16 protein-coding genes are annotated in these 13,523 nt (G+C 69.9%); all 16 read left to right on the top strand.

Annotated features, from left to right (window positions below; all coding sequences use genetic code 11):
• Positions 1–146 precede the first annotated feature (146 nt).
• Positions 147–1,562 (top strand): proline--tRNA ligase, encoded by a 1,416-nt coding sequence (gene proS, locus CLM62_RS00655; RefSeq protein ID WP_095747908.1) that lies wholly within the window; start codon positions 147–149, stop codon positions 1,560–1,562.
• 261 nt (positions 1,563–1,823) lie between these two features.
• Positions 1,824–2,426 carry a hypothetical protein gene (locus tag CLM62_RS00650; protein WP_095747907.1) on the top strand — a complete coding sequence of 201 codons (603 nt, stop codon included), beginning with the start codon at positions 1,824–1,826 and terminating at the stop codon, positions 2,424–2,426.
• 398 nt (positions 2,427–2,824) lie between these two features.
• Entirely contained in the window at positions 2,825–3,253 is a 429-nt protein-coding gene (rpsP, locus tag CLM62_RS00645; protein ID WP_095747906.1) for a 30S ribosomal protein S16, read from the top strand.
• Positions 3,254–3,255: 2 nt separating this feature from the next.
• Positions 3,256–3,495 carry an RNA-binding protein gene (locus CLM62_RS00640; RefSeq protein WP_003973401.1) on the top strand — a complete coding sequence of 80 codons (240 nt, stop codon included), beginning with the start codon at positions 3,256–3,258 and terminating at the stop codon, positions 3,493–3,495.
• Positions 3,496–3,578: 83 nt separating this feature from the next.
• A complete protein-coding gene (gene rimM / locus CLM62_RS00635; protein ID WP_095747905.1) occupies positions 3,579–4,148 on the top strand; it encodes a ribosome maturation factor RimM in 570 nt (189 codons plus the stop codon).
• On the top strand, positions 4,145–4,978 hold the full coding sequence (gene trmD / locus CLM62_RS00630; RefSeq protein WP_095747904.1) for a tRNA (guanosine(37)-N1)-methyltransferase TrmD: 834 nt from the start codon (positions 4,145–4,147) through the stop codon (positions 4,976–4,978). Before rimM ends, trmD begins: the two co-directional genes overlap by 4 nt.
• 135 nt (positions 4,979–5,113) lie before the next feature.
• Positions 5,114–5,464, top strand: a complete 351-nt coding sequence (gene rplS, locus CLM62_RS00625) for a 50S ribosomal protein L19 (protein WP_018531094.1) — start codon at positions 5,114–5,116, stop codon at positions 5,462–5,464.
• Between the two features lie 45 nt (positions 5,465–5,509).
• Positions 5,510–6,250, top strand: a complete 741-nt coding sequence (gene lepB / locus CLM62_RS00620; protein WP_095747903.1) for a signal peptidase I — start codon at positions 5,510–5,512, stop codon at positions 6,248–6,250.
• Positions 6,243–7,334: a signal peptidase I gene (gene lepB / locus CLM62_RS00615; RefSeq protein WP_095747902.1), complete on the top strand. Its 1,092-nt coding sequence runs from the start codon at positions 6,243–6,245 to the stop codon at positions 7,332–7,334. Before lepB (CLM62_RS00620) ends, lepB (CLM62_RS00615) begins: the two co-directional genes overlap by 8 nt.
• Positions 7,222–8,217 carry a signal peptidase I gene (gene lepB / locus CLM62_RS00610; protein WP_095747901.1) on the top strand — a complete coding sequence of 332 codons (996 nt, stop codon included), beginning with the start codon at positions 7,222–7,224 and terminating at the stop codon, positions 8,215–8,217. Before lepB (CLM62_RS00615) ends, lepB (CLM62_RS00610) begins: the two co-directional genes overlap by 113 nt.
• A 111-nt stretch (positions 8,218–8,328) precedes the next feature.
• Positions 8,329–9,105, top strand: a complete 777-nt coding sequence (lepB, locus tag CLM62_RS00605) for a signal peptidase I (RefSeq protein ID WP_095747900.1) — start codon at positions 8,329–8,331, stop codon at positions 9,103–9,105.
• Positions 9,095–9,613: an NUDIX hydrolase gene (locus CLM62_RS00600; RefSeq protein WP_095747899.1), complete on the top strand. Its 519-nt coding sequence runs from the start codon at positions 9,095–9,097 to the stop codon at positions 9,611–9,613. Before lepB (CLM62_RS00605) ends, CLM62_RS00600 begins: the two co-directional genes overlap by 11 nt.
• A 56-nt stretch (positions 9,614–9,669) precedes the next feature.
• Entirely contained in the window at positions 9,670–9,978 is a 309-nt protein-coding gene (locus CLM62_RS00595) for a DUF2469 domain-containing protein (RefSeq protein ID WP_003965949.1), read from the top strand.
• 113 nt (positions 9,979–10,091) lie between these two features.
• The gene (locus CLM62_RS00590) at positions 10,092–10,463 is read left to right on the top strand and encodes a YraN family protein (protein ID WP_179381881.1); all 372 of its coding nucleotides are present in this window, start codon (positions 10,092–10,094) and stop codon (positions 10,461–10,463) included.
• A gap of 1 nt (position 10,464) precedes the next feature.
• Positions 10,465–12,090: a YifB family Mg chelatase-like AAA ATPase gene (locus CLM62_RS00585; RefSeq protein ID WP_095747897.1), complete on the top strand. Its 1,626-nt coding sequence runs from the start codon at positions 10,465–10,467 to the stop codon at positions 12,088–12,090.
• Positions 12,087–13,247 carry a DNA-processing protein DprA gene (gene dprA / locus CLM62_RS00580; protein WP_095747896.1) on the top strand — a complete coding sequence of 387 codons (1,161 nt, stop codon included), beginning with the start codon at positions 12,087–12,089 and terminating at the stop codon, positions 13,245–13,247. The genes CLM62_RS00585 and dprA overlap by 4 nt, the downstream gene beginning before the upstream one ends.
• Positions 13,248–13,523: the final 276 nt, after the last annotated feature.

The raw sequence follows: 13,523 nt of genomic DNA, 5'->3' as shown, positions 1-13,523 counted from the left end.
CTCGCACTCCCCCCGTATGTCCCCCCGTATGCCAGGTAACTCCGCACTCGAGCCCGCGTCCAGGGGTTGTCGGCCCCTGCTTGTGGCTTCCCGGTGCGAGTGGCGAAAATTCACATTCCGGCAACGTCGGCCCGTACCATCACGCCATGGCAAAGGCACCCGTTCTCACCCCCCAGGCGGACGACTTCCCGCGCTGGTACCAGGACCTGATCAACAAGGCCGAACTGGCCGACAACGGTCCGGTGCGCGGCACCATGGTGATCCGACCGTACGGGTACGGGCTGTGGGAGCGGATGCAGGCCGAGATGGACTCCCGCATCAAGGAGACGGGCACACAGAACGCGTACTTCCCGCTGCTGATCCCGCAGTCGTACCTCACGCGCGAGGCGGACCATGTGGAGGGCTTCGCGCCGGAGCTCGCGGTCGTCACGCACGGCGGCGGCAAGGAGCTGGAGGAGCCCGCGGTCGTCCGCCCCACCTCCGAGATGATCATCAACGACTACTTCTCGAAGTGGGTGCAGAGCTACCGCGACCTGCCGTTGCTGATCAACCAGTGGGCGAACGTGGTGCGTTGGGAGCTCAGGCCGCGCCTCTTCCTCCGGACGACCGAATTCCTCTGGCAGGAGGGCCACACGGCGCATGCCACGCGGGAGGAGGCGCGCGACTTCGCCGCGCACATCCATCGCAAGGTCTACGAGGACTTCATGGTGAACGTCCTCGCGATGGACGTCGTCCCCGGCCGCAAGACGGTCAAGGAGCGGTTCGCCGGCGCCATCAACACCCTCACGCTCGAGGGCATGATGGGCGACGGCAAGGCCCTTCAGATGGCTACCAGCCACGAGCTGGGCCAGAACTTCGCCAAGGCCTTCAATACCCAGTACCTGTCGAAGGACGGCACTCAGGAACTGGTGTGGCAGACCTCCTGGGGCTCCACGACCCGCATGATCGGCGCCCTGGTGATGATGCACGGCGACGACAACGGGCTCCGTGTCCCGCCGCGCCTGGCGCAGATCCAGGTCGTCGTCCTCGCGATCAAGGGCGACGATGCGGTTCTGGCCAAGGTCCGCGAAATCGGCGACCAGCTGAGGGCGGCCGGCCTCCGCGTCCACGTCGACGACCGCACCGACACCCCGTTCGGCCGCCGGGCCGTCGACTGGGAGCTCAAGGGCGTGCCCGTACGGATCGAGGTCGGGCCCCGTGACCTGGAGAACGGCACGGCGATGCTGGCGCGGCGCATCCCGGGAGGCAAGGAGCCGGTGTCGCTGGACTCTGTCGTCGGTCTCCTCCCCGCCGTCCTCGAGGAGGACCAGGCGCTGCTGCTGGCCCAGTCCCGGGAACGCCGCGAGTCCCGCACCTCCGACGTGTCGACGATCGACGAGGCGGTCGAGGCCGCCACCGCCGGCCGCTGGGCGCGCGTCCCGTGGGCGGTGCTCGGCGAAGAAGGCGAGGCCAAGCTGGGTGAGCACGCGGTGACCGTACGGTGTCTGGTCGCCGAGGACGGGGCGGTGCCCGACGCCGAGGACGCACCCGGTAACGTCGCGGTCGTGGCGCGCGCTTACTGAGGTGACGCCCTTCCGGTGCCAGAGCGACCGAAAGGCCTCTTGCGCATCCGCCGACCACAGCCACACCGGCGCGTGGACACGGTCTACACGCCGGGTCGTACGTCAGGCTACGCACCACCTTGGTACGAGCTGTGAGGCTTCTCCGCAGATCAGCGCACCCGCCCTCGTCAGGACGCATCAGCGGCAACTGACGGGTACGTGCAAATTATTTGGGATGCCCCGGAATCGGAACACTGGGGCACCCCGGCTCGTTGTCATTACGTGAGCACGACACAGACACCACCTGTTCTCGCCGCAGAGCTGGCACAGGCGTGGGCCGACATTCAGCGGTACCACCCCGAGCTGCCGGACCTTGCCGCGCCAGAGTCCCTGATTGGGGAGTCGTCGTCCGCGTGCGGTCACGAGCTCTCCTTCGAGCGACTGCTTCACGAGGCAGTCCATGGCATCGCCGCCTCGCGCGGCATCCGCGACACCTCCCGTGCCGGCCGCTACCACAACCGCAGATTCCTCGCCATCGCCGAGGAGCTGGGCCTGGACCACCCCGAGGAGCCGCACCCCAGCAGCGGCTTCTCGCTGGTCACGCTCACCCCCGAGGCGAAGCGGCGCTACCGTCCGACCATCGAGCGCCTCCAGCGCGCCCTCAAGGCCCACACGGCGGCGACCGCCGCCGACACGGCACGTTCGTTCCGCGGCCCGGCGGCCCGCCACGGCTCCTCCGGCGGCGGCGTCCGCGTCAAGGCGGTCTGCGACTGCGGCCGTAACGTCCGGGTCGTCCCGTCGGTCCTGGCTCAGGCCCCGATCGTGTGCGGCGGCTGCGGAAAGCCGTTCCGGATCCCGGAGGTCGTGGGCGCGGCGGCGAGCTGACTGCCTTCCCGGCATCTCGTGGGTGCCGGACGTGCAGAGCGGGTGTGCCGTTGCGGTCGACCTGGACAGCTGCGAGCAGTCGTGCCTCCCCCAGTGCCTTAAGGGCCTGGGGGGACCCCCATGGGCGGCACGGGTGGGCGCAGCGGCACCTCGCAGCGCCGAGTTGCGCACCCGACGTACGGCCGCGATGACGCCGGGTGCCCCTCAAACCTGCCCAGCTCCACGCCCCACCGGTCAAGGCGACCCGCAGGGTATGGCAGAATGGCTAGCTGTACTCGACAGCCGCACAGGAACCCTCTCGCCTCCGGCTGACGCGTCCATCGGGCACTCGGGTACCGCAACCCCACGCGGCCATCTCGCCGTGCCCAACCACGTCAAATCCAGGAGAACCCACTCCCGTGGCAGTCAAGATCAAGCTGAAGCGTCTGGGCAAGATCCGTTCGCCTCACTACCGCATCGTCGTCGCCGACTCCCGCACGCGCCGTGACGGCCGTGCGATCGAGGAGATCGGCCTGTACCACCCGGTGCAGAACCCCTCGCGCATCGAGGTCAACGCCGACCGCGTGGCGTACTGGCTCTCCGTCGGCGCCCAGCCGACCGAGCCGGTGCTCGCGATCCTCAAGAAGACCGGCGACTGGCAGAAGTACAAGGGCGAGCCCGCCCCCGCTCCGCTGCTGCAGCCGGCCGAGAAGGCGGCGCGCCCGTCGTTCGAGGCTCTCGGTGGCGATGACGAGGGCAAGGGTGAGGCGATCACCCGGAAGAAGAAGACTGAGAAGAAGGACGAGGCCCCGGCCGAGTCGTCTTCGTCTGAGTCGACCGAGGCCTGAGCATGCTCGAGGAGGCTCTCGAGCACCTCGTGAAGGGCATCGTCGACAACCCTGACGATGTGCAGGTCGCCTCGCGCAACCTGCGTCGCGGGCGTGTGCTGGAGGTCCGGGTCCACCCCGACGACCTCGGTAAGGTGATCGGCCGCAACGGCCGCACCGCACGCGCTCTGCGCACCGTCGTGGGTGCCATCGGCGGCCGCGGTGTCCGCGTCGACCTGGTCGACGTCGACCACGTCCGCTGACGCCAAACGCAGCACCGGCTCGGGCCGGGGAGGGCCACTGGGCCGTCCCCGGCCCGAAGTCGTATGACAGGAGATCAAGCACAGTGCAGCTCGTAGTCGCACGGGTCGGCCGCGCCCACGGCATCAAGGGCGAGGTCAACGTCGAGGTCCGCACCGACGAGCCGGAACTCAGGCTCGCCCCGGGCGCCGTCCTGCTCACGGACCCCGCCTCGACGGGCCCGCTCACCATCGAGACCGGCCGCGTCCACAGCGGCCGGCTGCTCCTGCGCTTCGAGGGCGTCCGCGACCGCAACGCCGCCGAGGCCCTCCGCAACACCCTCCTGATCGCGGAGGTGGACCCGGAGGAGTTGCCGGAGGAAGAGGACGAGTACTACGACCACCAGCTCATGGATCTCGACGTCGTGACCAAGGACGGCGTGGAGGTGGGCCGGATCACCGAGATCTCGCACCTGCCTTCCCAGGACCTCTTCATCGTCGAACGGCCCGACGGGAGCGAGGTCATGATCCCGTTCGTCCAGGAGATCGTCACCGAGATCGACCTGGAGGAGCAGCGGGCGGTCATCGACCCTCCGCCGGGACTGATCGACGACCAGGCTGCCCGCGACGAAGTCGCTGATGGACACAGTGCTTCCTCCAGGGACGACAGCGCATGAGGCTCGACGTCGTCACGATCTTCCCCGAGTACCTGGAGCCGCTGAACGTCTCGCTGGTCGGCAAGGCACGCGCGCGTGGACAGCTGAACGTCCATGTGCACGACCTGCGGAGCTGGACGTACGACCGCCACAACACGGTCGACGACACTCCGTACGGCGGCGGCCCGGGCATGGTCATGAAGACCGAGCCCTGGGGGGACGCCCTGGACTCCGTCCTGGCGGACGGCTACGAGACCGGAGCCACCCGGCCGGTGCTGGTGGTCCCCACCCCCAGCGGCCGCCCCTTCACCCAGGAACTCGCCGTCGAGCTCTCCGAGCGCCCCTGGCTCATCTTCGCGCCGGCCCGCTACGAGGGCATCGACCGCCGTGTCATCGACGAGTACGCGACCCGGATGCCGGTCTACGAGGTGTCCATCGGCGACTATGTCCTCGCCGGCGGCGAGGCGGCCGTACTCGTCGTCACGGAGGCCGTGGCGCGGCTGCTGCCCGGGGTCCTGGGCAACGCTCAGTCGCACCGGGACGACTCCTTCGCGCCCGGCGCCATGGCCAACCTCCTGGAGGGGCCCGTCTACACCAAGCCTCCGCAGTGGCGTGGCCGGGAGATCCCGGACGTGCTGCTCAGCGGCCATCACGGCAAGATCGCCCGCTGGCGCCGGGACGAGGCCCTGAAGCGTACGACCGCCAACCGGCCCGACCTCATCGAGCGTTGCGATCCCAAGGTCTTCGACAAGAAGGACCGCGAGATGCTCTCCATCCTGGGCTGGGCGCCGGACCCGGCGGGGGAGCCGTACGGCCGATTTTGGCGCAGGCCAGAGGGCGTGGAAGAATAGGTCGCTGCTGTGCGCCGTCCGGTGTGCGCCCCTGCCACAGGGGGACACGACGCCCGCCCCGACGCGCAGGGCTCTCCCTTTCGAACACCTAGTTCCCGTTGATGACCTGTGGCATCAGCGAAGAAAGCAGACGAAATGTCTCACCTGCTCGACTCCGTCGACGCCGCGTCGCTGCGCAGCGACGTCCCGGCCTTCCGCCCGGGCGACACGGTCAACGTCCACGTCCGCGTCATCGAGGGCAACCGCTCCCGTGTGCAGCAGTTCAAGGGCGTAGTCATCCGTCGCCAGGGCGCCGGTGTCCGAGAGACCTTCACGGTCCGCAAGGTCTCCTTCTCCGTCGGCGTCGAGCGCACCTTCCCGGTGCACACCCCGATCGTCGAGAAGATCGAGCTCGTCACCAAGGGCGACGTGCGTCGCGCCAAGCTGTACTACCTGCGCGAGCTGCGCGGCAAGGCCGCGAAGATCAAGGAGAAGCGCGAGAACTGAGCGCTTTTCGGTGGTCACAGCGGGGCCGGATAGCATCTGGCCCCGATGGACACCGAAGCACAGCCGACGGAGCGCGACCGCTCCTCCCGCCCTTCCGATGCCGAGGAGACCTCGGACACAGAGGGACCGGAGGGACGGTCGCGTTTCGCGTTGATGTCGCGGACCGCCGAGTGGCTTCCCGGCGGGCGGATCACCCTCAGCCTGCTGGTCTGTCTGCTCTTCCTCCTGCTGCTCAGCACCTTCGTGCTGCAGCCGTTCCGGATTCCCAGCGGATCCATGGAGCGCGGATTGAGGATCGGCGACCGCGTTCTCGTAAATAAGTTGGCGTACCGTTTCGGTGCCGAGCCGCGGCGCGGCGATGTTGTCGTGTTCGACGGAACTGGGTATTTCGGGGACGCGGACTACATCAAACGCGTTGTCGGTGTGGGGGGAGACCACGTGGTCTGCTGTGACAAGGAGGGAAGGATCGAGGTGAACGGCCGGTCGGTCGACGAGTCGACGTTCCTGTACCCCGGCGACAGCCCGTCCACGGTGCCCTTCGACGTCGTCGTGCCCCAGGGCACCCTGTTCGTCCTCGGCGACCACCGCAGCGAATCCAGCGACTCCCGCGACCACCTGGGCTCACCCGGCGGCGGAATGATCCCCGTCGACGACGTCATCGGACGGGCCGACTGGATCGTCTGGCCCGTCGGCCACTTCACCCGCATCCACGGCTCCGGCGCCTACGCGCGCGTGCCCAGCGCCCCGGAGGCGAAGCCCCAAAGAGCGGTGGGTGCCCATGGGTAACCGTGGCAAACCGCGCGGCGTGTCCAGTGCGGCCGACAATCTGCTGCCCACCGGAGCTCGGCGGGCAGCCGCCGGTCCGGGCGGGGGGCGCAGCCGTGCCGAGCGGCGCAAGCTGCAGCGCAAGGTCAAGCGGCGGCGCAGGCGCAGCGCGATGAAGGAGATACCTCTCCTCGTCGGCGTCGCGGTCCTCATAGCCCTCGTCCTGAAGACCTTTCTCGTCCAGGCGTTCGTGATCCCGTCCGGTTCCATGGAGCAGACGATCCAGATCGGCGACCGGGTCCTGGTCGACAAGTTCACCCCGTGGTTCGGTTCCAAGCCGACGCGCGGGGACGTCGTCGTCTTCAAGGACCCCGGCGGCTGGCTCCAGGACGAGCAGCCCACCACGAAGCAGGACGACCCGATCGTCGTCAAGCAGGTCAAGGAGGCGCTCACCTTCATCGGCCTGCTGCCCTCCGACAACGAGAAGGACCTGATCAAGCGGGTCGTCGGCGTCGGCGGCGACCGCGTCAAGTGCTGTGACTCGCAGGGGCGCGTCACTGTCAACGGCGTACCCCTGAACGAGGACTATCTGTATCCCGGCAACGCTCCTTCCACGCAACCGTTCGAGATCACCGTCCCGGCGGGCCGGCTGTGGGTGATGGGCGACCACCGATCCAACTCCGCGGACTCCCGCTCGCACCAGGACACGGACTACGGCGGCACGGTCTCCGAGGACTCCGTGGTCGGACGGGCCATGGTCATCGCCTGGCCCTTCGGTCACTGGACCACACTGGAAGAGCCGAAAACCTACGCTTCCGTGTCCGACTCGGGGTCCGGGACGACCGCGTCACCCCAGCTGTCGCTTAGGGTTGCTCCCGACGATCCGAACGGAACGATCCAACTCCCGAGCCCTGCGGAACTCCCGCTCGTTATGGGAGTGGTGGGCCTGCGCCGGACATGGGGCAGGCGGCGGCACAGAGTAAGGAGTTGGCGTGGGGGATGTGGCGGTTGGCGCACGGTCCGGGCACGACGGCGAGGAGCACCGCGGGCGCCCCGTGGAATCAGCCGTCCCGGCCGCGGACAGCGCCGTGACCTCCGGGAATGACTCCGGGGCGGCCGAGGACGGCAGGGTGACGGGTGACGAGCCCGGGACGGACGGCCCCGGCGACCAGGGGCCCGCAGGGCCGGGCGGCTCGTCCCCCCAGCCGAAGAAGCCGCGCTCCTTCTGGAAGGAGCTGCCCATCCTGATCGGTATCGCGCTGGTGCTGGCGCTGCTGATCAAGACCTTCCTGGTGCAGGCGTTCTCCATCCCCTCCGACTCGATGCAGAACACCCTCCAGCAGGGTGACCGGGTCCTGGTCGACAAGCTCACCCCCTGGTTCGGCTCCGAGCCCGAGCGCGGGGAGGTCGTCGTCTTCCACGACCCCGACGACTGGCTGGCGGGCGAGCCGACGACCAACCCGAACGCAGTGCAGACGTTCCTCAGCTGGATCGGCCTGATGCCGTCCCCCTCGGAGAAGGACCTGATCAAGCGGGTCATCGGCGTCGGCGGCGACACCGTCTCCTGCAAGGGCACCGGGCCGCTGATGGTCAACGGCAAGGCGCTGGACGAGACGTCGTACATCTACCCCGGCAACACGCCGTGCAGCGTCGACGACCAGGGCGGCCAGTTCACGGTGAAGGTCCCCGAGGGCTCCATCTGGGTCATGGGCGACCACCGGCAGAACTCGCGCGACTCCCGCTACAACCAGTCGGACGAGCACAAGGGCATGGTCCCGGTGAACGAGGTTGTGGGCCGCGCCATCGTCAAGGCCTGGCCGATCAACCGCTGGGGCACCCTGCCGGTCCCCGACACCTTCGACCAGTCCGGCCTGAACAACCAGGCGTCGGCCGACCTGACGGTCGCGCCCCAGGGACTCGCCTTCGCCGGTGTCGTGCCGGTGGCGCTGTGGCGTCGTAGGAGGATCGCCGCCGCCGAGACGCGCTGAGCGGACTCGATCTCCTACGGTCAAGGCTCGTTAAACCCTCGTGCGGCTTGTGACCATGGCCGGGCCGGAAGGGCTGACCGGGTCAGGTACCGCCGGGTAGGGTGCGGACCCATGGGTGGCGAGAGCACGACGCGTACGGCCCCGCGCAGCGGCGGCACAGACATAGGCCCGGTGGGCAGCCGGACCGGACAGCGACTGTCCGGACTGGCCGTCGCGCTGGGCCTTGTGCTGTTCCTCGGCGGATTTGCCTGGGGTGCGGTGCTCTACCGGCCGTACACCGTGCCCACCGGCTCGATGACGCCCACGATCGACGCTGGCGACCGGGTCCTGGCCCAGCGCGTGGACGGTGACGAGGTGCGCCGCGGTGATGTCGTGGTCTTCGAGGACACGACCTGGGTCGCCAACGCCGCCGTGGTCAAGCGTGTGGTCGCCGTCGGCGGTGACACGGTGTCCTGCTGCACCGACGGCAAGCTGACCGTCAACGGCAAGCAGATCGACGAACCGTATCTGCCCGAGGGAAGCGCCGCCGAGATCACGAACTTCCCGACCGTGACGGTGCCCAAGGGCCGGCTGTTCCTGCTGGGCGACGAGCGCCAGGGTTCCCTCGACTCCACCGCCCACCTGGCGGACGCCGCGCGCGGCACCGTCTCGGTCGGTGCCGTCACCGGCCGTGTCGACGCCGTGGTGTGGCCCATGAACGGCATGCTGGAGCGGCCGACGGGCTTCGAGACGCTCGGGGCCCTGTCCACGCCGGGACCGCTGCGTACGATCGGCGCGCTGATCGTCGTCGGGGCCGCGCTGGTCCTCGGCGGCGGAGCGTACGGCCCGATCGCCAAGCGGCTGGGCGGCCGCTCCCGGACGCGTACGGAGCTCGCCGGTGCCCGCTGAGGCGGACTCGTACGCGGGCGGGTTGCGCAAGGTCGCCCGGGTGGTGCTGCTGGACCCCGGGGACCGCATCCTGCTGCTGCACGGCCACGAGCCGGACGATCCGGCCGACGACTGGTGGTTCACGCCCGGGGGCGGCGTGGAGGGCGATGAGACTCGTGAAGAGGCCGCGCTCAGGGAACTCGCGGAGGAGACCGGCATCACCGAGGTCGAACTCGGCCCGGTGCTGTGGCGGCGGATGTGCTCCTTCCCGTTCGCGGGCCGCCGGTGGGACCAGGACGAGTGGTACTACCTGGCCCGTACGAGCCGTACGAGCCGGACGCAGCCCCAGGCGGCGAGCCTGACGGAACTGGAGCGGCGCAGTGTCGCCGGAGCACGCTGGTGGACGTGTCAGGAACTGACCCGGGCACATGAGACGGTGTATCCGACCAGACTCGCCGAGCTGCTGCGCAGGCTGCTCGACGAAGGTCCCCCGGCCGGGCCCGTGACCCTGGACACCGAAATCGTCTAGGGGCTCACGGGACTGGCGCACAATGGTGGGATCGCACGGCTGAAGGGGAACATGCCATGAGCGCCGAGGACCTCGAGAAGTACGAGACCGAGATGGAGCTCAAGCTCTATCGGGAGTACCGCGATGTCGTCGGTCTGTTCAAGTACGTGATCGAGACCGAACGGCGCTTCTACCTGACCAACGACTACGAGATGCAGGTGCACTCGGTCCAGGGTGAGGTGTTCTTCGAGGTGTCCATGGCGGATGCCTGGGTGTGGGACATGTACCGGCCGGCTCGTTTCGTGAAGCAGGTGCGGGTGCTCACGTTCAAGGACGTGAACATCGAGGAGCTGAACAAGAGCGATCTGGAGTTGCCGGGTGGGTGAGCGTGAGCGTCCCCCGTGGGAGTGACGAGGTTTTCCACAACCGCTGAGTAGTCCACCAAGATCCACTGCATGCGGTCGGATGCGTGACGGTTGGCGCCGGAGGTGGTGCCGACATGAACGCAGATCTGGCACGCAGTGCACTCGGCAAGTACGGCGAGACGCTGGCCGCGCGGCGGCTGGTCGAGGCCGGGATGACGGTCCTGGAGCGCAACTGGCGCTGCGGCAGGACGGGGGAGATCGACATCGTGGCCCGGGACGGCGACGTCCTGGTCGTCTGCGAGGTCAAGACACGGCGTACGGGTGCCTTCGAGCATCCGATGGCCGCGGTGACCCCCGACAAGGCGGAACGGCTGCGAGGACTCGCCGAGCGCTGGATCCACGCCCACGGAGGAGCCCCGCCGGGAGGCGTCCGCATCGACCTGGTCGGCGTGCTCCTGCCCCGGCGCGGGGCGGCCGTGGTCGAGCACGTGCGGGGGGTGGCCTGAGATGGGTTTCGCACGTGCGTGCGCGGTGGCGCTGGTGGGCGTCGAGGGCGTGGTGGTCGAGGTCCAGGCCGACCTGGAACCGGGGGTCGCGGCGTTCACGCTGGTGGGGCTGCCGGACAAGAGCCTGACGGAGAGCCGGGACCGGGTGCGGGCCGCGGTGGTCAATTCCGGGGCCGAGTGGCCGCAGAAGAAGCTGACGGTGGGGCTCAGCCCGGCGTCCGTGCCCAAGGCGGGCTCAGGTTTCGATCTCGCCGTCGCCTGTGCCGTCCTCGGCGCCGCCGAGCGGATCGATCCCCGGGTGCTCGCCGACATCGTGATGATCGGCGAGCTGGGCCTCGACGGACGGGTACGGCCGGTTCGGGGCATCCTCCCGGCCGTGCTGGCCGCGGCGGACGCCGGCTACGAGCAGGTGGTGGTGCCCGAGTGCGCCGCCGCCGAGGCGTCCCTGGTGCCCGGCGTGTCCGTCCTGGGGGTGCGCAGCCTGCGGCAGCTGATCGCGGTCCTCGCGGACGAGCCCGTGCCCGAGGAGGAGCCGGACGAGACGGGCCGTCCCGACCCGCTCCTCGCCGGACTGCGGGTGCCGGGCACGGGCGCGGCCACGGGCATGCACAGCATGGGCGCCGCCCAGCTCGACCACGGCCACGACCTCGCCGACGTCGTGGGCCAGCTCTCGGCCCGCACGGCCGTGGAGGTCGCAGCGGCGGGCGGACACCACCTGTTCCTGGAGGGGCCGCCCGGCGCCGGGAAGACGATGCTCGCGGAGCGACTGCCCGCCATCCTGCCCCGGCTCTGCCGGGAGGAGTCCCTGGAAGTCACGGCGGTGCACTCGGTGGCCGGCCTGCTGCCCGCGGGCAAGCCTCTGATCGACGTCGCGCCCTACTGCGCCCCGCACCACTCGGCGACGATGCAGGCGCTCGTCGGCGGTGGTCCCGGCATCGCCCGGCCCGGGGCGGTGTCGCTGTCCCACCGGGGCGTTCTCTTCCTGGACGAGACGCCGGAGTTCAACAGCCGGGCCCTGGACGCCCTCCGGCAGCCCCTGGAGGCGGGGCACGTCGTGATCGCGCGCAGTGCGGGTGTCGTGCGCTTTCCGGCGAAGTTCCTGATGGTGCTAGCGGCCAACCCCTGCCCGTGCGGCCGCTTCTCCCGGACGGACGACCTGTGCGAGTGCCCGCCCTCCTCGGTCCGGCGCTATCAGGCCAGGCTGTCCGGCCCGCTGCTCGACCGCGTCGACCTGCGGGTCGAGGTGGACCGCGTCACGCGCGCCGCGCTGACCGAGCGCGGCGCCCGGGGAGAGTCGACGGCGGCGGTGGCCGACCGGGTCCGGGAGGCGAGGGCCCGAGCGGCGAACCGCCTGGTGGGCACCCCGTGGCGGACGAACAGCGAGGTCCCCGGACGCGAGCTGCGCAGCCGCTGGTATGCCGCGCCCGGCGCCATGGACGAAGCGGAGCGGAACCTGGAGCGGGGCGTGCTGACCGCTCGCGGACTCGACCGTGTCCTGCGGGTGGCCTGGACCGTCGCCGATCTCGTCGGCCACGACCGTCCCGACGCGACGGACGTCGCCCTGGCGCTGCAACTGCGCACGGGAGTGCCGCGAGGCGTCCCCATGGCCATCGGGGCGATGACGTGAGCGGCGGCGACGATCCGGACGGCGAACTGCTCGGTCGTGCCTTGCTCGCCCGTGTCATCGAGCCCGGGGACGAAGTCGCCGGACGGTGGGTGCGGGAGCTCGGGGTGGGGGCGGTGGTTCGGCGGTTGCGGGAAAGAGGCGTTGCCCTGCCGGGGGTGAGTGACAAGCGGTGGGCGGGGCTGCTGGCCCGGGCCGGGCGGGCCGAGCCTCGGAGGGATCTCGCCGTCGCGCGTGACGCCGGAGTGCGGTTCGTGTGTCCGGGGGACGCCGAGTGGCCGGGGCAGCTCGATGACCTGGGAGACGCGCGGCCCCTGGGCCTGTGGGTGCGCGGTCGAGCCAGTCTGCGGATGTGGGCGCTGCGGTCCGTGGCCGTCGTGGGCGCCCGCGCCTGCACCGAGTACGGCGCCCACATGGCGGCCGCCCTCGCCGCCGGCCTCGCCGAGCGCGGCTGGGTCGTGGTGTCCGGCGGTGCCTACGGGGTCGACGGTGCCGCCCACCGCGGTGCCCTGGGAGCGGGCGGCGCCACCGTCGCGGTCCTGGCCTGCGGCGTCGACCGGCCCTATCCGCGCGGACACACACAGCTGATCACCAGGATCGCGGAACAGGGACTGGTGGTCGGGGAGCTGCCGCCCGGTGATCATCCGACGCCCAGCAGATTCGTGCTGCGGAACCGGGTGATCGCCGCCCTCACCCGGGGCACCGTGGTCGTCGAGGCCGCGTATCGGAGCGGTTCGCTGGTCACGGCACGTGCGGCACAGCGGTTGGGCCGTCACACGATGGGGGTGCCCGGACCGGCCACCAGCGGGCTCTCGGCCGGTGTGCATGAGCTGCTGCGCCAGGAGGCGGTGCTGGTCACGGATGCCGCGGAGGTCGTGGAGCTGGTCGGCGACATGGGAGAGCTGGCGCCGGAGAGGCGCGGGCCCGTGCTGCCGCGCGATCTCCTCGAGCCCGCCGCCCGGCGGGTCCTGGCCGCGCTGCCGGGACACCGCGCGGCGTCCGCGGACGAGATCGCACGCGGTGCGCAGACCACCCAGGACGACGCGATCGCCAGACTGTACGAACTCCGATCACTTGGTTACGTCGAACGACACGGCGATGGCTGGAAGTTGACACGCCAGGCGATGATCTCCGCACGCAGTGATCGGCAGGGGTGTTGACCGAGCGTGTTCGGCCGTCCGGGGGAACCCTGACGCCCTTGGGAATTCCGGTAGTTGGTGCGATTCGATGATCACGTAGAGCTATGGATGTGCTGCGATGGGGCGTCCAGCGGAACGTATCTGCGTACGGGTCGAGCATCGTCCTTCGCGCACCGCGACACTTCAGTCACGCTACGCTCACGTGGATTCCGGCGCAGACCGGTATCTCGACAAACAGACTGACATCAGAGCGACAGCTCACCCAGGCAGCACTACTTCACGGCAGAACGGCACAAG

This window comes from Streptomyces sp. SA15, assembly GCF_002291145.1.
GTDB lineage: Bacteria > Actinomycetota > Actinomycetes > Streptomycetales > Streptomycetaceae > Streptomyces.
The sequence above is the reverse complement of the archived record's forward strand: the minus strand, read 5'-3'. Positions and strand labels throughout refer to the sequence as shown.